Annotated in this window: 17 protein-coding genes and 2 tRNA genes; 9 read left to right on the top strand and 10 right to left on the bottom strand. The window is 54.7% G+C overall.

Annotated features, from left to right (window positions below):
- The first annotated feature begins 12 nt into the window (after positions 1–12).
- Positions 13–744, top strand: coding sequence for a metallophosphoesterase (locus tag EKL15_RS18355; RefSeq protein ID WP_141959785.1), 732 nt, complete (start codon positions 13–15; stop codon positions 742–744).
- Here the strand turns inward: EKL15_RS18355 and EKL15_RS18350 are convergent.
- Positions 737–1,225 (bottom strand): hypothetical protein, encoded by a 489-nt coding sequence (locus EKL15_RS18350; protein WP_203090163.1) that lies wholly within the window; start codon positions 1,223–1,225, stop codon positions 737–739. The two genes, EKL15_RS18355 and EKL15_RS18350, sit on opposite strands and share 8 nt — an antisense overlap.
- Positions 1,226–1,879, bottom strand: coding sequence for a helix-turn-helix domain-containing protein (locus EKL15_RS18345; RefSeq protein ID WP_070914523.1), 654 nt, complete (start codon positions 1,877–1,879; stop codon positions 1,226–1,228).
- 863 nt (positions 1,880–2,742) lie between these two features.
- Here EKL15_RS18345 and EKL15_RS18340 point away from each other — a divergent pair.
- Together EKL15_RS18340 and EKL15_RS18335 are read left to right on the top strand one after the other, a co-directional pair.
- Positions 2,743–2,988: a DinI family protein gene (locus EKL15_RS18340; protein WP_100396404.1), complete on the top strand. Its 246-nt coding sequence runs from the start codon at positions 2,743–2,745 to the stop codon at positions 2,986–2,988.
- A 368-nt stretch (positions 2,989–3,356) separates the two neighbouring features.
- A complete protein-coding gene (locus EKL15_RS18335) occupies positions 3,357–4,505 on the top strand; it encodes an acyltransferase (protein ID WP_089186227.1) in 1,149 nt (382 codons plus the stop codon).
- A 133-nt stretch (positions 4,506–4,638) separates the two neighbouring features.
- Here the strand turns inward: EKL15_RS18335 and EKL15_RS18330 are convergent.
- From EKL15_RS18330 to EKL15_RS18315, 4 genes are all read right to left on the bottom strand, one after another.
- Positions 4,639–4,714 (bottom strand) — tRNA-Thr (locus tag EKL15_RS18330).
- A gap of 6 nt (positions 4,715–4,720) precedes the next feature.
- Positions 4,721–4,808, bottom strand: a tRNA-Ser gene (locus tag EKL15_RS18325).
- A gap of 157 nt (positions 4,809–4,965) precedes the next feature.
- The gene (gene osmE, locus EKL15_RS18320; RefSeq protein WP_019453681.1) at positions 4,966–5,295 is read right to left on the bottom strand and encodes an osmotically-inducible lipoprotein OsmE; all 330 of its coding nucleotides are present in this window, start codon (positions 5,293–5,295) and stop codon (positions 4,966–4,968) included.
- Between the two features lie 127 nt (positions 5,296–5,422).
- A complete protein-coding gene (locus tag EKL15_RS18315) occupies positions 5,423–5,890 on the bottom strand; it encodes a nuclear transport factor 2 family protein (protein WP_070915333.1) in 468 nt (155 codons plus the stop codon).
- Between the two features lie 107 nt (positions 5,891–5,997).
- Between EKL15_RS18315 and EKL15_RS18310 the strand changes: the two genes are divergently transcribed.
- Complete coding sequence (locus EKL15_RS18310; RefSeq protein ID WP_060439390.1) at positions 5,998–6,576, top strand: TetR/AcrR family transcriptional regulator; 579 nt, start codon at positions 5,998–6,000, stop codon at positions 6,574–6,576.
- On the opposite strand, the gene EKL15_RS18305 is transcribed toward EKL15_RS18310, so the two are convergent.
- Positions 6,570–6,986 (bottom strand): VOC family protein, encoded by a 417-nt coding sequence (locus tag EKL15_RS18305; protein ID WP_047730203.1) that lies wholly within the window; start codon positions 6,984–6,986, stop codon positions 6,570–6,572. The genes EKL15_RS18310 and EKL15_RS18305 overlap by 7 nt on opposite strands.
- A gap of 150 nt (positions 6,987–7,136) precedes the next feature.
- Positions 7,137–8,267 carry a porin OmpC gene (gene ompC, locus EKL15_RS18300; protein ID WP_038876356.1) on the bottom strand — a complete coding sequence of 377 codons (1,131 nt, stop codon included), beginning with the start codon at positions 8,265–8,267 and terminating at the stop codon, positions 7,137–7,139.
- A 698-nt stretch (positions 8,268–8,965) separates the two neighbouring features.
- Between ompC and EKL15_RS18295 the strand changes: the two genes are divergently transcribed.
- Genes EKL15_RS18295 through rcsB form a run of 4 tightly spaced genes read left to right on the top strand, consistent with a single transcriptional unit; the run spans position 8,966 to position 13,945 of the window.
- Positions 8,966–9,370, top strand: a complete 405-nt coding sequence (locus tag EKL15_RS18295) for a DUF4186 domain-containing protein (protein ID WP_047730872.1) — start codon at positions 8,966–8,968, stop codon at positions 9,368–9,370.
- Positions 9,371–9,424: 54 nt separating this feature from the next.
- Positions 9,425–10,579: an MFS transporter gene (locus tag EKL15_RS18290; protein ID WP_197826847.1), complete on the top strand. Its 1,155-nt coding sequence runs from the start codon at positions 9,425–9,427 to the stop codon at positions 10,577–10,579.
- Between the two features lie 20 nt (positions 10,580–10,599).
- Positions 10,600–13,302 (top strand): phosphotransferase RcsD, encoded by a 2,703-nt coding sequence (gene rcsD / locus EKL15_RS18285; protein ID WP_060420091.1) that lies wholly within the window; start codon positions 10,600–10,602, stop codon positions 13,300–13,302.
- A complete protein-coding gene (gene rcsB / locus EKL15_RS18280; RefSeq protein WP_004935900.1) occupies positions 13,295–13,945 on the top strand; it encodes a response regulator transcription factor RcsB in 651 nt (216 codons plus the stop codon). The genes rcsD and rcsB overlap by 8 nt, the downstream gene beginning before the upstream one ends.
- 61 nt (positions 13,946–14,006) lie before the next feature.
- Here the strand turns inward: rcsB and rcsC are convergent, their stop codons facing one another.
- On the bottom strand, positions 14,007–16,868 hold the full coding sequence (gene rcsC / locus EKL15_RS18275; protein ID WP_060420089.1) for a two-component system sensor histidine kinase RcsC: 2,862 nt from the start codon (positions 16,866–16,868) through the stop codon (positions 14,007–14,009).
- 167 nt (positions 16,869–17,035) lie between these two features.
- Entirely contained in the window at positions 17,036–19,678 is a 2,643-nt protein-coding gene (gyrA, locus tag EKL15_RS18270; protein ID WP_004935906.1) for a DNA topoisomerase (ATP-hydrolyzing) subunit A, read from the bottom strand.
- A 212-nt stretch (positions 19,679–19,890) separates the two neighbouring features.
- Here gyrA and ubiG point away from each other — a divergent pair, with 212 nt between their 5' ends.
- Positions 19,891–20,616 carry a bifunctional 2-polyprenyl-6-hydroxyphenol methylase/3-demethylubiquinol 3-O-methyltransferase UbiG gene (ubiG, locus tag EKL15_RS18265; RefSeq protein WP_047730871.1) on the top strand — a complete coding sequence of 242 codons (726 nt, stop codon included), beginning with the start codon at positions 19,891–19,893 and terminating at the stop codon, positions 20,614–20,616.
- Positions 20,617–20,844 lie beyond the last annotated feature (228 nt).

Genomic DNA, 20,844 nt, shown 5'->3' with positions numbered 1-20,844 from the left:
ACAGGGTCTAGCATGAAAGTAATTCAGATTAGCGACATACATATTATGCCTAATGAAAGCGCGCTGGCTTCGAAGCATCTTGCTAATTTCGACAGGGCCATTGACTTCATTAATGCCAATGCAGATAAAATCAATGCCGACTTAATCATTGTGACGGGTGACATCTCTCATGATGGCGATATCCCCTCTTATGAGCGCTTCTTTAAGATAATGAACCGCACTTCCTTACCTTTCTATTTTTTCCCAGGCAACCATGACAACAAAAAGAACCTGGACGATGCAGCCCATAAACAGGGCGGCAACTATGATATAAACTCGTTTGAAGATGACGAATGGCGCATGCTCAGCATCGACTCGGTGGTTGATAACGAAGATTTCGGCAGGGTCTCGACGCATGCGCTCGACACGCTTGAAAAAGCCATCGCCGCAAGTGGCAATAAAAAGGTCGCCGTCTTCTTGCATCATCACCCTATTCCTGTAGGCACCCCGATTGTTGATAGCTGTATGTTAAACAATGCTGAGGAGCTATTGAGCCTCTGCCAACGATTAAACGTTAAGTTTATCGGCTCAGGCCATGCGCATACGTTATTCCAAAGAAAGCTGGGGGAAACCTTAATCTCTGTTTCCCCGGCAATTTGTTCGCAATGGAAAAACGGCACAAGCGATGTCAGCAGCATAGACAACTCGGCTTTCAGCGTAATTACGTTCGATGAGCATATTCACGTCGAACCCTGGTTTATTTAATCAACGTCAGTATTGTTTTTTTAGACTTGTCGCTTTTCTTTGCATTTTTCAAAGAGGCAGAGAGTGTTCTGCCTTCTTTTACCCCGGCATAAAAGGCTATTTTCGTCGCATCCAAGGACTCGGTTTTGTCGACAAGATCGCGATCCTTTAGGAAATCCGCCCCTGATATTGATATCGAGTCAACGTCGTTTTTCAACGTCCACATACAGTTTCTTTTTTCTTCATGAATCGACAGTTTGGCCGAGGCGATTTTTATTTTAGACTCGGTCTCGGCGATAAAAGCGATGTCTTTCGGGTTAACGTGCCTGAGAAAATCGCCCTCGATGAGTTGCGCCCAGTTTTTTTTCACGAAAGTATGGGTGCCAAACTCTTTGAAAAGCCAATATCCATCCGCCGTTCGGATCACACTGCGATCTAACGTATAGAGGTAACTGGGAGAGTATATTTTTCTTAGCCTTCTCATTATGTTAAATAAATCCATTTATTTCAGCCTCTTTATCGTTTTCAATAGAACACCGACGATCGCATAATCGCTATAGGACTTCACGCTGCTATCTGAATCTAATGAGATATTTGTAAACAACAAGTCGTCGTCAGAAACAAAAACTCGCCTTAAGCATATTGGGTAATTTTTCAGCTTAACCAGGACGATATCCCCATCACAAAATGGCTCCTTGAGGGAGATCACACAATACGTTCCACGGTCTAATTCAGGCGACAGTGAATTATTCGTTATCTCTGCCACAAACAGCGAATCGTCCGTCATGTCATCGACTTCTGTCGTATAGGTATCTGCCGTTCTGATCGTGTTGGCCAGAAAACGCTCTACATCGCTGTAGCTAATGAGCGGCAGCGATCTCACATTGTGTTTGGCCTCCCCTGTGACGCTTAAATCCTTGTCAGTCAGCTCCCCTACTTTTACGCTGAAAAATTCACCAATGGATGCAAGCGTGGCGATCGTGGGATTCCCCACCCCTTTCCTCAGATTATTGATGGTGGCAATACCTATCCCTGTTTCGCTGCTCAACCGACTGGCATCAATCCCGTGCATGCGCATGAGGTAAGTGAGGTTTTCGCCTATCATTTTCAATGACATACCATTTTCTTCTGATATTTTAATGTTGTTTGGTTGCATTATAATGTTTTAAACCTATACTTTAGCGTCATTAAAGTGAATTAAAAACATTAAACCACTTAAAAGGTGGCCATGACAATAATCCTGGGCGAGCGACGGACGAAAAACACAAAAAACCTATTGTAATAAAATGATTTTATTGCAAATCATCGTTCTTGATGAACGTGACTGGTTTTTATTGAAATGATTCATTTTACTTATAAAAAACTATCTAGGCAGGCTAACTCATATCACGTTCATCAAGCTTCAGAGGCGCTTGACAACGCCCGGGATATCTTCATCGCATTCACGCCATAGCTGCCGCGGGAGAAACCTAAAATACTGATCATTAACCTCGCAGCAATTTAGTGCAAGAAAGCCCACCTGGAGAGCAAACCGCATCCCGGTTTAATTTTAAACGAAATGAGATGAATGCCTTTTTCAGCGCTCATAGAGCGACTATTGCCCAACACTCAGGATTTTTTCTCCGTCAGAACGCGAAGACGCTGCATCAGCGCCCGTAGCGCCGAGTTCTGGCGCATACCTGCGTTGAGCAACATTTGCCAAGAACGGCGACCAGAAAGGTGGCGCCGGGCCTCCAACACCAGGGAGCCCCGGCCCGACGCCACCGCCTTACGTATTGATTTTTAAGGGTGAAAAATGCAGGCTGCGGGAATGATCACGCCCTTTGAAGATTCACGCGCGAAGTGAGCGGGGAAAATGCAGGCCAGTGGCCAGACGTAAGAAAATGATTCTGCGGCAGGCTTAGCCCCCGTAGCGCAAGCAAGAATGAACGCCTCATGCAAAATTGCTTTCCCACTCTTGCCAACCCGCCTTCCTCAGGCCAGAATACTGTACATTAAATCAGTATTTACAGGTGAGTCATGTTTGTAGAATTAGTGTACGACAAGCGCAACGTCGCTGGGCTACCCAACGCCGCCGAGATTATTCGCAACGAGCTGGAAAAACGCGTGCATGCGCTGTTTCCTGAAGCCGAAGTGCGCGTAAAACCGATGCAGGCCAACGGCCTGAACTCCGACGCCAGCAAAAGCGATCGTGAGAAGCTGAACCGAATGTTGGAAGATATGTTCGAAGAAGCGGATCAGTGGCTGGTCACGGATATTTTATAAGCGCTCTCAACCATAATCCCCGACTAATAACCAAACCTGAGCCTAGCGCCAGCAGGCTTTTTATACGAGCAAGGCAGTATGGTTACACCTCGTCTGCTGGTGCCACCGCCTTGCTCCCTCCGGGAAATAAAGACCTTTAAGATTCGCGGCTTACTGATGCGTATGCAATTCTCATATATGCCGCACGCCGACTTTTGCTCGCCTAATTAAATAATTTCGGAGCTTATGATATATCAAAAAACCTAGAGTCTATGCGGTTTACATTCAGAATTTGCCAACTAACCTCATAAGATATCCCATGCTATACTGTCGAGATATCATCAACCCATTGGAATAATTAATGAAAAATCACTTAGAGGTATCTCTTTATGCAACCCGCTAAAAAGTGGTCACAGGAACTTGAGGGGTTACGTGGCCTGGCGTCACTTTGGGTTGTTTTGGGTCATATCTGCATTTTAACCCGCTTCCGTCCCCCCATTCTTTCTGATCCTGCAATCGGTGTAGATCTTTTCATCCTGCTTTCTGGCTACTTAATGGCCAAAAATTATGTTGAGCGTAAGGAACAGGAACCCTGGACCGACGCGTCGACTTTCAAAAAATTTTGGACTCGGCGGTTCTTTCGCATCGCACCGCTTTACTATGTCTTATTGGCTGTGGCAATTGTATTTGGTAGCTACTTCGGTGAGGCCAGAGACATCATTGGCCACTTCTACAGCGAAACGCAAACCAACAGCTCACGCTATAGCGATCATTCATTCTTGAATGTATTTACGCACGTCACCTTTATGTTTGGCTTTCTGCCTGATTACTCCTTCAATACGGTGCTCCCCGACTGGAGCATCGGTTTGGAAATGCAGTTCTATTTACTTTTTCCATTCATCATGTTGACAGTCTTGAAACTGGGATTTGCCCGTGCATGCCTCGCGGTTGTCTTGCTGTGCGGACTCGCCAAATTTTTAGTACCGGACTACTTTGCTGCATTCCCCATGCCCTCCATGATCCTCATAAAGCTGAACTTATTTATTGGGGGTATGCTGATGGCTGAATCAATCCGCAGTAAGAGTGTTCGCTATGTCGTTTTTGCTTTATTAACCGTACTGGGTAGCGCGTATCTGCCAAACGAATTGAATAAATACCATTTGCTCGCTCAAATAGGTCTTATCTTAATGATGGTCACGATGCTTTGGGCCAGGAGTGAAGAGAGCAAGTGGTCGCGCGTGCTGCGCTTGCCGCGCTGGTGCCTGACAAACCGTTTCAGCGTATTTCTGGGAGATGTCTCATACTCAGTCTATTTGCTCCACCTATTGATAGTCCTACCGGTCGTTGCCTATTTGCTCTCAAACACATCATTTGCTGAACTTTCTTCAGTAATGCGGTTCATTGTTGCATCAGGAATCATTCTCCCGCTCACCTATGGTATCGCAACGTTGCTGTACCACTTTGTTGAAAAACCAGGTATCAAACTCGGCAAAATGCTTATTAGCCGCAACCAAACGAAAGCTGTGGCGCTACGGTAATTGCCTATCAACACTCAATCTGATGGCTGCTTATCGGTTAACTTCAGCGCCACCTGAGAAACTCCTTCTCGTGGCGCTTCCAGTAAAAAATCCATAACAAAAAGCCCCAGCATCGCTGCTGGGGCTTCTATCATGGTGCCGGCTACCGGAATCGAACTGGTGACCTACTGATTACAAGTCAGTTGCTCTACCTACTGAGCTAAGCCGGCTGAATTTGGCGGAAGGACAGAGATTCGAACTCTGGGAGCTGTTACACTCGACGGTTTTCAAGACCGTTGCCTTAAACCACTCGGCCATCCTTCCAATGGGCGCTGATATTAGCGATACCGTTATGAAATGTCTATCGTTTTCATGCAAAAAAATGGCACAACCGGTGCAGTTGCCTAAACTTCAGGCCTTAAACGCTTAAAAAATGAAAAGCCCCGCGCAAGCGAGGCTTTTTGTGTCGGCCGAAACGCGATTATTTCGGCTGAGAATCGTAGTCTGAACAGGTTTGATAGCCCTTGTTCATGACATGGCCCGTGTCGTTGTAGCTGACAAAGTACGTTTGCACTTTGCCGTCGCGCGGCGCCACCGCATAGGTGTCGCAAGTGCCCTGCGCATGAACCAGCGTGGCGGTGGTCGACGGCGGACCGGCGATAGCCCGCACCTGCTGCTTGGTCATCCCTACTTTGACATCGCTGACCACCGGCTCATTGACATAACTGGTTGCGCGGTCATAGGCGGTGCAGCCGGCAAGAATGGAAAATACCGCCGCAGTGCCGACGGCCAAAACCAACTTCTTCGTCATAGCTTGTCCTCTTGGAGTGCGTTTGTTGTCCCCTAAGTCTAGAAGTGGAAAGGCTTTTCTACAAATTCCCCTTTGTCGATCGGTGCGCTTTTCCTCACGAGCGGCCATCGCGGGCGCGACGTCAGATTCAAAAACCGAAATCGCTCAGGGCCGGGACATCGTCCGGCCGCCGGCCGAGCGGCCAGTGAAAACGCCGATCCTGTTCGCGGATCGGCATGTCGTTGATGCACGCATGGCGGTTGATCATCAGCCCCTCCTGATTGAACTCCCAGTTTTCGTTGCCGAAGCTGCGATACCAGTTGCCGGAATCGTCGCGCCATTCATAGGCGAAACGCACCGCGATGCGCGCGCCATCAAACGCCCACAGTTCCTTAATTAGCCGATACTCCAGTTCTTTCGCCCATTTGCGTTGTAAAAAACCGACTACCGCTGTGCGGCCTTCGACAAACTCCGCGCGGTTACGCCAATGGGTATCGAGGGAATATACCTGCGATACGCGTTCGGGATCGCGACTGTTCCAGGCATCCTCCGCCAGCCGCACCTTCTCGATGGCGGATTCGCGGGTAAAAGGCGGCAATGGGGGTTTAATGCTCATGTTCATCTCCTGAGTGAAGGTATGTAGACAACTCTGTCTACAACATTACGCTAGCGCATGTAGACAGAATTGTCTACAATCACTCGGAAATAGCCCAGGAGAAAATGATGACCGCCGATCTCAACGCCTTGCCCGCCCGCCAGCGCATCCTGCTGACGGCGCACGATCTGTTTTATCAGGAGGGGATACGCGCCACCGGCATCGATCGCATCATCAAGGAATCTGGCGTAACCAAGGTGACGTTTTACCGCCATTTTCCCAGCAAGAACGACTTGATTACGGCGTTTTTGGCCTATCGCCACCAGCAGTGGCTAGCCTGGTTCAGCACAGCGTTGGCCAGGCATGTGACGCAAACCGGCGGGTTGCTGGCGGCGCTGGCGCCCTGCCTGGCGGAATGGTTCGACGATCCGCGCTTTCGCGGCTGCGCGTTTATCAATACGGCGGTGGAACTTGCCGACCTGCTGCCGGAAAGCCTGCACATCGCCAGCCAGCATAAGCGGCAGATGGCGGACGAGCTGGCACGTCACCTGCCCGCCGGCCCACAGCGGGAACAGCACTCAGCGATGTTGGCGATGCTGATCGACGGCGCCATCGTCAGAGTGCAGATAGAGCGGCAACCGCAGGCCGCGCTGCAGGTGCTGAATGCTACGTTGGACATGTTGGCGCAAGGCGGGTTCGATCAGTAATTGGCCCAAATGCCCGGCGTCACCAGCTCCAGCAGATGAGCGTCGGGATCGCGAAAATAAATGCTCTCCCCGCCGTGTTCCCAGCGCATCCGCCCCTCTATCTCCACGCCGTTGGCCATCAGATGCCGTTCCCAATGCGGCAGTTGGTCTTTCGCTACCGCCAGCCCGATATGCGCCGGCCCCACGCCATCGTGCGCGGGAATAAACCCGGTCGGATAGTGCGCCCCACGCAGCGAGTCGCCCTCGATAAACAGCAACAATACGCTTCGATCGCCGACGTTATAGGCGCGAAACCGTTCGTTGGCAACCATCGCCGGCAGTTGCAGCACCTCTCGATAAAAGGCGTCCGCGCGTTCAATATCGCTGACGTACAGCACCGTTTCGATCACCTTGTCGATCTTGAGTTCCATATCACCTCCGCTCTGTTTGCTGTACTGACAGCGTAGGCCGAGCGAGGGCTAGCCGAAGCGCTTCCCGTGCCGACAACGGATCAATCCGTGCTTTACAGGCAAAAAAAAACGCGGCCCGAAGGCCGCGTGATGACGTTCACACTGAGGTGCTTAGAACTGGTAAACCAGGCCCACGGCAACCACGTTGTCGGTGTTGATACCGGCAGCTTGGGTGAAGTCGTTGTTGTCCAGCAGGTTGATTTTGTAGTCAACATAGGTGGACATGTTTTTGTTGAAGAAGTAGGTCGCGCCCAGGTCGACGAATTTGACCAGATCTTCATCACCGTAGTCCTTGCCGTTACCGGCGCGGCCCAGATCCTTACCTTTGGTCTGGTTATAGCCCACGAACGGACGCAGACCGAAGTCGAACTGGTAGTGCGCGTAGGCTTCGAAGCTCTGCGCCTTGTTGGCGTAACCGAAAGCATCGCTGGTAGAGCTACCGAAGCGCGCCGCGTTGTAAGACTGGGTGAACATCACGGCCAGGTAGGTGTCGTTGGCGTCATATTTCAGGCCACCGGAGTAACCTTCCGCCTTGTCGCCGCGGCCCATAATGTTCTGGTAGCCGCCACCGCCGTTCTGCTCGCTGGTACGACGAGAGTTGAAGAAGGCACCGGCGGCACTGATGCCGTAACCCATGTCATAGCTCATCGACATGCCGTAACCTTCACCGTTTTGGCCCAGGACATCACGGCCGTTGTTGGTCTCTTCAGCGCTGCCGTTCTTACCCTGGTACTGCAGGGCGAAGTTCAGGCCGTCAACCAAACCGAAGAAGCCGTTGTTACGGTAGGTCGCCAGACCGCTGGAGCGCTGGAACATGAACTGGTCAGCGCCGTAGGTCGAGCCGTCGAACTCAGGCTGCAAGTCGGTGTAAGCCGCGACGTCGTACAGCACGCCGGTGTTACGACCATAGTCGAAGGAACCGTAGTCGCCGAATTTCAGACCGGCGAAGCCGTAACGGGTGAAGTTCTTGTTGTCCTGGTTTTCAGCGTGGTTCAGGTTGGCCTGATATTCCCACTGGCCGTAACCGGTCAGCTGATCGCTGATTTGCGTTTCGCCACGTAGGCCAAAACGCATATAAGACTGATCGCCGTCCGCGCCATCATTGCTGGAGAAATAGTGAAGACCGTCGACTTTACCGTACAAATCCAGTTTATTACCGTCTTTGTTGTAGATTTCCGCCGCGCCTGCTGTGCCTGCAACCAGCAGTGCGGGTACCATCAGAGAGAGTACTCGAAGTTTCATCGTTATTATCCTCGTTAATTATGTCGAGCTACGGCCACTGCCCTTTTCGAGCATTATTAGCACGACTGTGCATTACCATTCTGGTAACAAGGGTTATATTAATCCAGAAAGAAAATGATACCAAGTATCCGATAGTGTTTCATTGTAATTAATAAAGGTTTCAAAATGTAAATACGCGCGAACTTTCACAAAACATTACAGACAAACAAAATAAAGCACTTAAAGACAAAGAATAGATTAATTGATAAAAAATCATGTAGTTATACATATCTTTAAGAAAAAAAAGGCAACCATACAATTGAATCGGGCAATAAGCACATTGTGCCAAAACGCTGTCCGCACGCAGCCGCTATAATCACCTCGCTATCATCATTATTTTCATTATTACCTTCATTATCCGAAGATAATTTCAGCATTCCTTTAACCGGCTTCTGGCCGGTTTTTTATTTTCCTCCACACTCTCCTCACAATTTCAGCTCGTACAAATAGCAAGCAAATAAATAACCTCATGATATAGTTTCACTAATTCACTTCCGCACTAATTGCTAATCTTTTCTGTTATTTTAGTCTACAAATTGAGCTTGCTTTTCATTTCGTGCTTTATCCCATCCTTTATTTCTCGCCGCAGGCATAATTAGCCGCGGAGTTTCACTTCTGATAGCCTGAAAAAAAGCTCACCCTCAGCGAGTAAAGTTATGATGCCCTTTCAACCCGACGTGCTGTGGCAGCGGCTGCAAAGCTCCCCCTTCCGCGCCCGTTTCCGTTTAAATGCCAAGGACCAAACCTACCTCGACGACAAGGGATTGCCGCTGATCCTCAGCCATGCCCGCGATTTCATCGACCGTCGCCTGGCCGCCGCCCATCCTAAAAATGACGGTAAGCAAACGCCGATGCGCGGCCACCCGGTGTTTGTCGCCCAACACGCCACCGCCACCTGCTGCCGCGGCTGCCTGGAAAAGTGGCACGGCATACCGCAGGGTATCGCGCTCGACCAACGGCAAAAGGCGTATATAGTCCAGGCGATCGCCCTGTGGCTGGTGCGCAGAGGCGGTGCCAGAGAGGAGCCAAACGCGAATCTTTTCGACCCGGATCGCGGATTGTGATAAAAACTGTCAGTAACTTTCGCCACTCTTTTGACCCAAGATCCTGACGCTTACATGACAGCCACCTTGTGCAATGAACAGCAAACGCCCGGCGTTCCTCAACAGATCGCCACCCGCCTGGCCTTTTTCGTCGCCGGTCTCGGCATGGCCGCCTGGGCGCCGCTGGTGCCCTTCGCCAAAACGCGCATCGGTATCGATGACGGCTCGCTCGGCCTGTTGCTGCTCTGTATCGGTGCCGGTTCCATGCTGGCGATGCCGCTGACCGGTTTCCTGACCGGCAAACTGGGCTGCCGCGCGGTGATCCTGATGGCGGGGCTCGGGTTATGCATCGATCTGCCGCTGCTGGCGCTGATGGATTCCCTCGGCGGCATGGCCGTGGCGCTGCTGCTGTTCGGGGCAGCGATCGGCATGATCGACGTGGCGATGAACGTTCAGGCGGTGATCGTCGAACGCGCCAGCGGCAAGGCGATGATGTCCGGTTTTCACGGTTTCTTCAGCATCGGCGGCATTGCCGGCGCCGGTGGCGTCAGCGCGCTGCTGTGGCTGGGCCTGACGCCGCTGCAATCCACCCTGCTTACCGTACTGGCAGTGGTAGCGCTGCTGGCGCTCGCCAGCCGCCATCTGCTGCGTGAGAGCGATGCCGACGACGGCGGGCCGATGTTCGTTTTGCCGCGCGGCTGGGTGATGTTCATCGGCATCCTGTGCTTTATCATGTTTCTGGCGGAAGGATCGATGCTCGACTGGAGCGCGCTGTTCCTCACCACGCTGCGCGGCGTCGAACATAGCCAGGCCGGCCTGGGCTATGCGCTGTTTTCCATCACCATGACGCTCGGCCGGCTCAATGGCGATCGGGTGGTGAACTCGCTGGGCCGCTACCGGGTGCTGCTGCTGGGCAGCCTGTGCGCCGCACTCGGTCTGAGCCTGGCCATCGCCTTCAATCACGCCACCGTGTCGCTGGTCGGTTTCATGCTGGTCGGCCTGGGCGCCTCGAACGTCGTGCCGATCCTGTTCAGCGCGGCGGGCAACCAGCGCGACATGCCGGCCAATTTGGCGATCGCCTCCGTCACCACCGTCGGCTATGCCGGTATTCTGGCCGGCCCGGCGCTGATCGGCTTTATCGCTCAGTTTTCCAGCCTGACGGTGGCTTTCGCCTGCGTAGCCGCCCTGCTGTTGGCGGTCACCGCCAGCGCCAAGGCCGTCACTCGCTGATTCAGGAATGCGCAGCCACTATGCAAAATAAACAACTGACCATCAGCTCCAGCAACATTACCCGCTGCTTCCTGCTGTTTATCGTGCTGCTGACGATCGGCATTGGCCTGTATGGTTACAACTACACCAACGCCTGGCTGGCGGAAAAGAAGTACACGCTGAACAGCATTGCCGGTTCGCTGCAAAAGCGTATCGATACCTACCGCTATATGACCTACCAGGTCTATGACAAATTCGGCAATGCGCCGGCACAGAACAGCGATCCCGGTTTGCAGGAAACCCGCCTGCGGCCCGACGTCTATTATGTCGAGAAGCCGCACAAGAAAACCGACGCGGTGATCTTCGGCAGCCATGACGAGAACACGCTGGCTATGATCGCCAACATCTCGGACTACCTGGACACTCGCTGGGGTGCCAAGACCGAAAACTACGCCATGTATTACCTCAATGGCCAGGACAACAGCCTCAGTCTGATCACCACCCAGCCGCTCAAAGAGCTGGCTTCGCGCTTTCGAGAGAGCTACCTGACCACCTCGGCGGACGAACGCCGCGCCGAGATGCTGCAACAGGCCAACATGCTCGACGAGCGCGAGAGCTTTTCCGATCTGCGCAAGCAGCGTTTCCAGAACGCCTATTCGTTCTCGATTCGCACCACCTTTAATCAGCCGGGACATCTGGCGACGGTGATCGCCTTCGACTTGCCGATCAACGACATCATTCCGGCCAATCTGGCCCGCGCCAATTTCCTGCTGCTGCCGGACGATGTCGATCTCGACGACAGCGCCATTCCGGCGGAAACGGCTCTCGGTACCCATGCGACGATGAGCGGCGGTTGGGTCGAGTTCAGCGCCGCCCTGCCCAATGCGCCGCTGAAGGTGGTGTATCGCGTTTCGGCCATCAATCTGGCCATCGATCTGCTGCGCAACAACATCTGGCTGATCGCGATCAACCTGCTGCTGCTGGCGCTGTCGATGCTGAGCATCTACTTTATCCGCCGCCAGTACATTCGCCCGAGCGAAAACATGGCGGTGGAGCTGGAAGCCGAGCGCGCGCTGAATCAGGAGATCGTCTCCAGCCTGCCTTCCGGCCTGCTGGTCTACAGCTTCGCCAACAATACGGTGATCGCCAGCAACAAAATCGCCGAACACCTGCTGCCGCACCTCAGCCTGCAAAAAATCGCCCATATGGCCGAACAGCATCACGGGGTGATCCAGGCGACGGTCAACAATGAAGTGTATGAAATCCGTATCTTCCGCAGCCAGCTGTCGCCGGACACCTACCTGTTCCTGATGCACGATCAGGATAAAGAGGTGATGGTGAACAAGCGGCTGCAGCAGGCGCGGCGCGAATATGACAAGAACGTTCAGGCACGCAAGCTGATGCTGCACAACCTGGGCATCGAGCTCAATCAACCGGTACGCCATATGCACGATCTGGTCGATCGTCTGCGTAACCGGCCGGATGAGGAGCAGCAGCAGGCACTGTTGGGCCAGTTAACCGCGGAGTCGGCTTCGGTGCTGGGTTTGATCGATAACATTACCCTGCTGACCCGGTTGGAAACCCAGGACTGGCAGCCTACGCGCGAACCGTTCAACCCGGCGGCGATGGTCGACGAGTTGCTGCTGGAGGCCCTGCCCGCCCTTAACCAGAAGGGGCTGGCGCTGTTCAAGCATTTCCAGCTGGACGTCGAGCAGAACTATATCGGCGACGCCAACGCGCTGCGCAAAGTGATTGCGCTGCTGGTGCATTACGCCATTATCACCACCGCCTGCGGCAAGATTTCGCTGGTTGTCGACCATGAGCCCGAGCACCCGGATCGCCTGATTTTCCAAATCAATGACACCGGCTCCGGCATCTCCAACGAAGAGATCAGCAACCTCAACTATCCCTTCCTCAGCCAGACGCTGGTGGACCGCTTCAACCACGGTTCCGGGCTCACCTTCTTCCTGTGCAACCAGCTGTGCAAAAAACTTAATGGCCAGTTGGACATTCGCAGCAAGGTGGATATCGGCACTCGCTATACCATTCGCGTCGCCATGGAGATGGAGAAAAAAGAGCCGCAGGAGCAGGAAAAGCTGCTCGACGGCGTCACCGCCCTGCTGGACGTCACGTCGGATGAGGTGCGCGGCATCGTGACCCGCCTGCTGCAGGCCTACGGCGCCGACTGTCTCGTCGCCGAAGATCGCGCGGTCAACCGCGATTATGACGTGCTGCTGACCGATAACCCACAACGCGCCGATGACTACACCCTGTTGTTGGCGACCGATGAGCCGGGCTGGCAAGCGCTGGATAAACGCTACATTCGGGTGAACTATAATCTGAACGGCGCATTAATCGACGCCGTGCTGATGCTGATCGAACAGCAAATGGCCGCGCTGGAACAGGAAGAAAGCCCGCTTTCATTGAGCTCAGAAGATATCCAACTCTATGAAAAACAATTGAAATCAAGTGATTACTATGGGCTGTTTGTCGATACAGTACCCGACGATGTCAAAAAACTGTATACTGAGGCGGGCAGCAGTGATTTCAATGCGCTGTCACAAACCGCACACCGCCTGAAAGGCGTGTTTGCCATGTTAAATCTGCTTCCCGGCAAGCAGCTGTGCGAATCGTTAGAACAGCGCATCGCAGAAGGTGATGCGCCCGAGATCGAGAATAACATCAGTCAGATTGATTTTTTCGTCAGCAGACTGCTGAAGCAAGGTAGCCAACAACATGAATAACCTGAACGTAATTATTGCTGATGACCATCCTATCGTACTGTTTGGCATCCGGAAGTCACTTGAGCAAATTGAATGGGTGAATGTCGTTGGGGAGTTCGAAGACTCAACCGCACTGATCAACAATCTGTCCAAGCTGGACGCCAACGTGCTGATCACCGATCTGTCGATGCCGGGTGACAAGTATGGCGACGGCATCACGCTGATTAAATACATCAAGCGCCACTATCCGCAGTTGTCGATCATCGTGCTGACCATGAACAACAACCCGGCGATCCTGAGCGCGGTATTGGATCTGGATATCGAAGGCATCGTGCTGAAACAAGGCGCGCCGACCGATCTGCCGAAGGCGCTGGCCGCCCTGCAGAAAGGCAAGAAATTCACGCCGGAAAGCGTCTCTAAACTGCTGGAGAAGATCAGCGCCAGCGGCTATGGCGACAAGCGCCTGTCGCCGAAAGAGAGCGAAGTGCTGCGCCTGTTCGCCGAAGGTTTCCTGGTGACCGAAATCGCCAAGAAACTCAACCGCAGCATCAAAACCATCAGCAGCCAGAAGAAATCGGCGATGATGAAGCTGGGCGTCGAGAACGACATCGCCCTGCTCAACTACCTCTCCTCCGTCAGCATGACGCCGTTGGACAAAGACTAAAGCCCGCCTCACGGCAGGTTAGCACCAAACAGGCACGGCATTCGCCGTGCCTGTTTGCTTTTCAAGCCTCGCTGCGGCTGTAGCGTACCCGTTGGCTGTAGTAAGCCAGCGTCTGTTCCAGCGTCTCCAGCGTGACCGGTTTCGACAGGCAGTTATCCATACCCGCCTCGAGGCAGCGCTGCTTCTCTTCCGCCAGCGCATTCGCCGTCACGCCGATCACCGGCGCGCTGAACTGCATCTGTCGCAGTTCCTGCGTCAGGCGATAGCCGTCCATGTTCGGCATATTGACGTCGGTCAGCACAATATCGACGTGGTGCTGTTTCAGCACGCCGAGCGCGTCGACGCCGTCGTTGGCAGTCACCACCTGATACCCCAGCGATCCCAGCTGATCGGACAGCAGGCGACGGTTGATCGGATGATCGTCAACCACCAGCAGATGAATATCGCCGTTGTCCGCCGCGCTGGCCTTGGCGGGCACCGGCAGCTGCACCAGCGCCTCTGCCGCGCCGCTGCCGACGCCGAACAACCGGTTGAGCAAGCTCAGCGTTTCTCGCGGCGTGGAGGTACTGTGCATCCAATAACCCGGCCGGGTTTCCAGCGATGGGCCGATATGTTCGGTAGAGAATTGGATCTGAGCCAGCAGCGGCGTGTCCAGCATCAGCGGATGATCGCTGAGCATCACCTCTCCGGCGGCGGTCTCTTGGCCGTCATAGCGCTGGATATCGGCGCCGTAGCCCCCCAGAATCGCCATCAGGTAACTTTCCAGCCGCTGATTGCGGATATCCAGCCACAGCCGACGGCCCTGCCAGGTATCGCTGGCCTGCGGGATGGGGAACTGAGCGTTGAACAGCGGAATGCGGATGCTGAACAAGCTGCCCAGACCCGGTTCGGACTCGACGGCAATATCGCCGTCCATCAAGTTGATCAGTTTCTCACAGATAGCCAACCCCAGGCCGGTTCCCTGGAAATGGCGCTGCACGCCGGTGCCCACCTGGAAGAACGGATCGAACAGGCGCGAAATTTCCTTTTCCGGAATACCGACGCCGGTATCGCGCACGCTGAACTCCAGATAGCTGCCGCGGGTGCAGACCTGCAGCACGATACAGCCGGTATCGGTGAACTTGATGGCGTTGTTCACCAGGTTGGAGAGCACCTGCTGCAGCCGCACCGGATCGCCAAAAATGCGCTCCGGCACGTTCTGTTCGATAAAGCAGTACAGCCCCAGACGTTTCTTCACCACCAGCGGCAAATAGTTACCGGCGATATGGGTGATCACCTCCAGGCAGGAGAACTCGCGCGGTTCTATCTTCAGCTGCTCGGACTCGATTTTGGAGAAATCGAGAATATCGCTGATGATTTTCAGCAGCAGGCCGGAAGAGTTGTTCATCGCATTGACCAGCCGATCGACCCCCTGCGGCAACGCCTTGGTTTGCAGCAAATCGAGGTTGCCGATAATGCCGTACAGCGGCGTGCGCAGCTCATGGCTGACGGTGGCCAGGAACATCGATTTGGACTGGCTGGCCTGTTCCGCCGCCGCCGCCATCTCCTGCAACGACTCTTCCATCTTCACGCGGGCGCTGACGTCCACCAGCACGCAAATCGCTACCTCTTCGTTACGGTAGCGCGAGTGGACAAAGCTGATCTGCAGGTTGTTGTTGTTGCTGGTCATCACATCGACGAAATTCGCCTGCTGTTCACAAATGATGCGCGTAATGCGATCGCGATCTTCGTGGGTCAACAGGTTGATGTAGTTGTGCGCCAGTTCGTTACTCAGGATATTGGTGCCGTCGCTGATGCGCAGGATACAGATGCCCACCGGCGCCGAAGCGACGATCTTGCGGTTGAACTGCTCGTGCTCTTCCAGGCGGAAGGCGTTGTCCTCCGCCGGCAGGAACATTTTACGTTCAAACAGCCACGCCAGCGTGAACAGCACGATGGCCGACAGCAGGTTCAGCAACAGCGCGTTGAGGATTAGCATTTTGAAGCGTTCTACTACGCTTTTCACCGGCAGCGCATAGACGATACTCAGCGAAGAAGGCGGCAGCGCTTTCTTCAGGATCAGATCGCGATAATTGTCGACATAGCCGAAGTAGGCGTGCTCTGCGGGATAGCTGTTGAGCGAAGCGGCATAGCGATCGCCGTCCGCCAGGCGCAGCACCGGCTCGTTGTTCTCATCCAGCAGCGTGACGCCGATCGGCAGGTTGCCGGCGGTAACGAAATCCTCCAGCCGAACGGTCTGTTCGATGCCCAGCAGCGCCTCCAGCTTGTTGCCGATATAAATCGGCGTCAGCACATACAGATAGCCGACGTCCGGCCGCTGCGCGCTAGGGCTGATCCAATACAGGTTGTTGTCTTTGTCCAGATTCTTGGCGTTGCGGTATTTCAGAATGCGCTCGTGCAGCGACTTCAGCACGTTTTCCCGATTGGCGCTCGCGTTGCCGCCGCCGAACTCCGCCATACACAGGCTGTCGCCGCCGATGAAGAACACCCGGTTGAGATCGTAGGCCGCCACGAAGTTCTCTTTCCAATACTGGATCAGGCCGCTCAGCGAATCGAGCGAACTGCGGTAGGTGGTGCTCAGCGTGCAGTTGGACTCCGGGTACAGCGGAAAGAATTGCGGCGGGCTGCCCTTGCCGGGAAACACGCCGCTGAACATGTCCAGGCTGCTGACCGACCCGTTGAGACGGTTCTCCGCCATATACTTGATGTCGCGGATGATGTCGGCGGAATGGCGGATGTAGCCCTGCGCCTGATCGAAGTTAAGGTTGTAATCCTGCCGGATATCCGACTCTTTCTGATGCAGGATATTCAGAATATAAAAGGTGGTGAGCAGCGCTCCCAACGACCACAGCAAAATCGCCAGCACCCGGAACAGATAGCGGGATATCTTCAGCGTAGTTCGAAAAGAGGCTAAGTATTTCAATCGGATACCATACGAAAGTCAGTGGCGGTGCACGCATTCGCCGGCGCGGCAGCCGGCGGCTCGGTGCGCCAATTAAACCATATAACTGAAAAAGGGCCTAGCATCGCTGCCAGGCCCTTCTGTCTCAGTGCATTAGGGTGTCGGCATGCCGACGCCCTCACCTTGCTTTAAACGTTGTCGTCGTCCATCGGCTCAGCCGCGTCGTCGCCATCGTCCAGCGGCGTGGTGTCTTCTTCCACCGCTTCCGCGCCCGGTTCCAGGCTGTCCAGCTCTTCGTCTTCCACCGGCTCGGCCACACGCTGCAGGCCGACGACGTTTTCGTCTTCCGCCGTGCGGATCAGCGTCACGCCCTGGGTGTTACGGCCCACCACGCTGACTTCCGAAACGCGGGTACGCACCAGCGTGCCGGCATCGGTGATCATCATGATCTGGTCGCTGGTTTCCACCTGTACGGCGCCGACCACCTGGCCATTACGCTCGCTCACCTTGATGGAGATAACCCCCTGGGTGGCGCGTGACTTGGTCGGATATTCGGTCACGGCGGTGCGTTTACCGAAGCCGTTTTGCGTCACGGTCAGGATGTCGCCTTCGCCGCGCGGCACGATCAGGGAGATCACGCTGTCGCCTTCGCCGAGGTTGATGCCGCGCACGCCGGTTGCGGTACGGCCCATCGAACGCACCTGCGTTTCCGGGAAGCGTACCACTTTACCGTTGGCGGAGAACAACATCACTTCGTTGCTGCCGTCGGTCAGATCGACACCGATCAGTTCGTCGCCCTCGTTGAGGTTGACGGCGATGATGCCGGCGCTGCGTGGGCGGCTGAACTCGGTCAGCGCAGTTTTCTTCACGGTACCGCTGGCGGTGGCCATGAACACGTGGCGCCCTTCTTCATACTCGCGCACCGGCAGGATGGCGGTGATACGCTCATCGGCTTCCAGCGGCAGCAGGTTGACGATTGGGCGACCGCGCGCGCCACGGCTGGCTTCAGGCAGTTGGTACACCTTCATCCAGTACAGGCGGCCACGGCTGGAGAAGCACAGGATCGTATCGTGGGTGTTGGCCACCAGCAGGCGATCGATAAAGTCTTCTTCTTTAATACGCGCCGCAGATTTGCCTTTGCCGCCGCGGCGTTGAGCTTCATAGTCGGACAGCGGCTGATACTTCACGTAGCCCTGATGAGACAGGGTCACCACCACGTCTTCCTGGTTGATCAGGTCTTCGATGTTGATGTCGGAAGTATTGGCGGTGATCTCGGTGCGGCGGCCGTCGTTGTACAGCTCTTTGACTGCCACCAGCTCTTCGCGGATCACTTCCATCAGGCGCTCTGGGCTTTCCAGAATAAAGATCAGCTCGGCGATAAAGTTGAGCAGTTCTTTATATTCGTCCAGCAGCTTCTCGTGCTCCAGGCCGGTCAGTTTCTGCAGGCGCAGATCCAGAATCGCCTGAGCCTGCTGCTCGGTCAGGTAGTATTTTCCGTCGCGGATGCCGAACTCCGGCTCCAGCCACTCAGGGCGGGCGGCGTCGTCACCGGCGCGCTCCAGCATGGCGCTGACGTTGCCCAGATCCCACGGTTGCGCCACCAGCGCAACTTTCGCTTCGGCCGGGGTCGGCGCACGGCGAATCAGCTCGATGATCGGATCGATGTTGGCCAGCGCGATGGCCAGCGCTTCCAGGATATGGGCGCGGTCGCGGGCCTTGCGCAGTTCGAAGATGGTGCGGCGGGTAACCACTTCGCGGCGGTGACGCACGAAGGCTTCGAGGATGTCTTTCAGGTTCAGCAACTTAGGCTGGCCCTGATGCAGCGCAACCATGTTGATGCCGAAGGTGACCTGCAGTTGCGTCAGCGCATACAGGTTGTTCAGTACCACTTCGCCGACCGCGTCGCGTTTGACTTCGATCACGATGCGCATGCCGTCTTTATCGGACTCGTCGCGCAGCGCGCTGATGCCTTCCACGCGTTTTTCTTTTACCAGCTCGGCGATCTTCTCGATCAGACGCGCCTTGTTCACCTGATACGGGATCTCGTGAACGATGATGGTTTCGCGCCCAGTCTTGGCGTCGGCTTCCACTTCCGCGCGCGCGCGCAGGTAGACTTTGCCGCGCCCGGTGCGGTAGGCCTCTTCAATGCCGCGGCGGCCATTGATGATCGCCGCCGTCGGGAAGTCCGGCCCAGGGATGTGTTCCATCAGCCCTTCGATGCTGATGTTTTCATCGTCGATATAGGCCAGGCAGCCGTTGACGACTTCCGCCAGGTTGTGCGGTGGAATATTGGTGGCCATGCCCACGGCGATACCCGACGAGCCGTTGACCAGCAGGTTCGGGATCTTGGTCGGCATGACGGCCGGGATCTGCTCGGTGCCATCATAGTTAGGCACGAAGTCGACGGTTTCTTTTTCCAGGTCCGCCAACAGTTCGTGAGCAATCTTGGACATGCGCACTTCGGTATAACGCATCGCCGCGGCGGAGTCGCCGTCGACGGAACCGAAGTTACCCTGGCCGTCCACCAGCATGTAGCGCAGTGAAAACGGCTGGGCCATACGCACGATAGTGTCGTAAACCGCGCTGTCACCGTGTGGGTGATATTTACCGATCACGTCCCCGACGACACGGGCCGATTTCTTGTATGGTTTATTCCAGTCGTTACCCAGTACGCTCATCGCGTACAGAACGCGGCGGTGAACCGGCTTCAGTCCATCACGAACATCTGGCAGCGCACGTCCGACAATAACGGACATCGCATAGTCCAGATACGAGTTTTTCAACTCGTCTTCGATGTTTACCGGTGTGATTTCTCTGGCAAGGTCGCTCATGGAGCTGCTATCCCTCTACTAATGATTCATCTGCCCGCTGCCATAGTGGCAAAGGTGTAAAACTATATCACAAAGCACGCTTTACGGGAAAATAACCGCCGCTGTTTCACGGAAATTGTGCAGATAAGTGCGCTAAAAACGCATCGGCGCAGACGATGCCGCGCCGGAACATGTATAATCCGCGCAACGAGAACAAGGAGCCAGACAAGCCCATGAACGCAGAATCATCCAGCCGAGTGCAAAACGTTGACCACCAGGAAATCGCCAAGTTCGAGGCCGTCGCCTCCCGCTGGTGGGATCTGGAAGGCGAGTTCAAACCGCTGCACCGCATCAACCCGCTGCGCCTGAACTACATCATGCAGCGCGCCGACGGCATTTTTGACAAGCAGGTGCTCGACGTGGGCTGCGGCGGCGGCATTCTGGCGGAAAGCATGGCGCGCGAAGGCGCCAAGGTCACCGGCTTGGACATGGGCGCGGAGCCGCTGCAGGTCGCGCGGCTGCACGCGCTGGAAAGCGGCATGAACGTCACTTACGTGCAGGAGACGGTGGAAAGCCACGCTCAGGCCAACCCGCAACGCTATGACGTCGTCACCTGCATGGAGATGCTGGAGCACGTGCCGGATCCGGCCTCGGTGGTGCGCGCCTGCGCCCAGTTGGTGAAACCGGGCGGCCATGTGTTCTTCTCCACCATCAACCGCAACACCAAAGCCTGGCTGATGGCGGTGATCGGCGCGGAGTACGTGCTGAAGATGGTGCCGCAGGGCACCCACGATCATAAGAAGTTCATTCGCCCTTCCGAACTGATCGGCTGGGTCGACGGCACGCCGCTGCGCGAAAAGCACATGATCGGCCTGCATTACAACCCGATCACCGATCATTTCAAGCTTGGACGCAACGTTGACGTGAACTACATGGTGCACACCCAGCACGAAGGCTAAGCGTTGTAAACCGCGCCGGCCCTGCATTACCGGGGGGCGGCGCCGGCGGAGCATTCGGAAAAATACCTAATTTCCGCGACTTCGATCAAAATAGCCGTTGTAAACAGTTTTTTAGAATATTAAATCAGATCAATATGCCGTTTTTTTCTAACGTTTAATAAAGCGCCAAACGATCGGTTTTTTCAGTTTTTCAGTAAAATCTGATCGCGCTTATTGACAAGCTTGTCG

Origin of the sequence: Serratia sp. 4542 (genome assembly GCF_016805595.1) — a bacterium.
GTDB classification, from domain to species: domain Bacteria; phylum Pseudomonadota; class Gammaproteobacteria; order Enterobacterales; family Enterobacteriaceae; genus Serratia; species Serratia nevei.
This window is presented reverse-complemented; position numbering and strand designations above follow the sequence as displayed.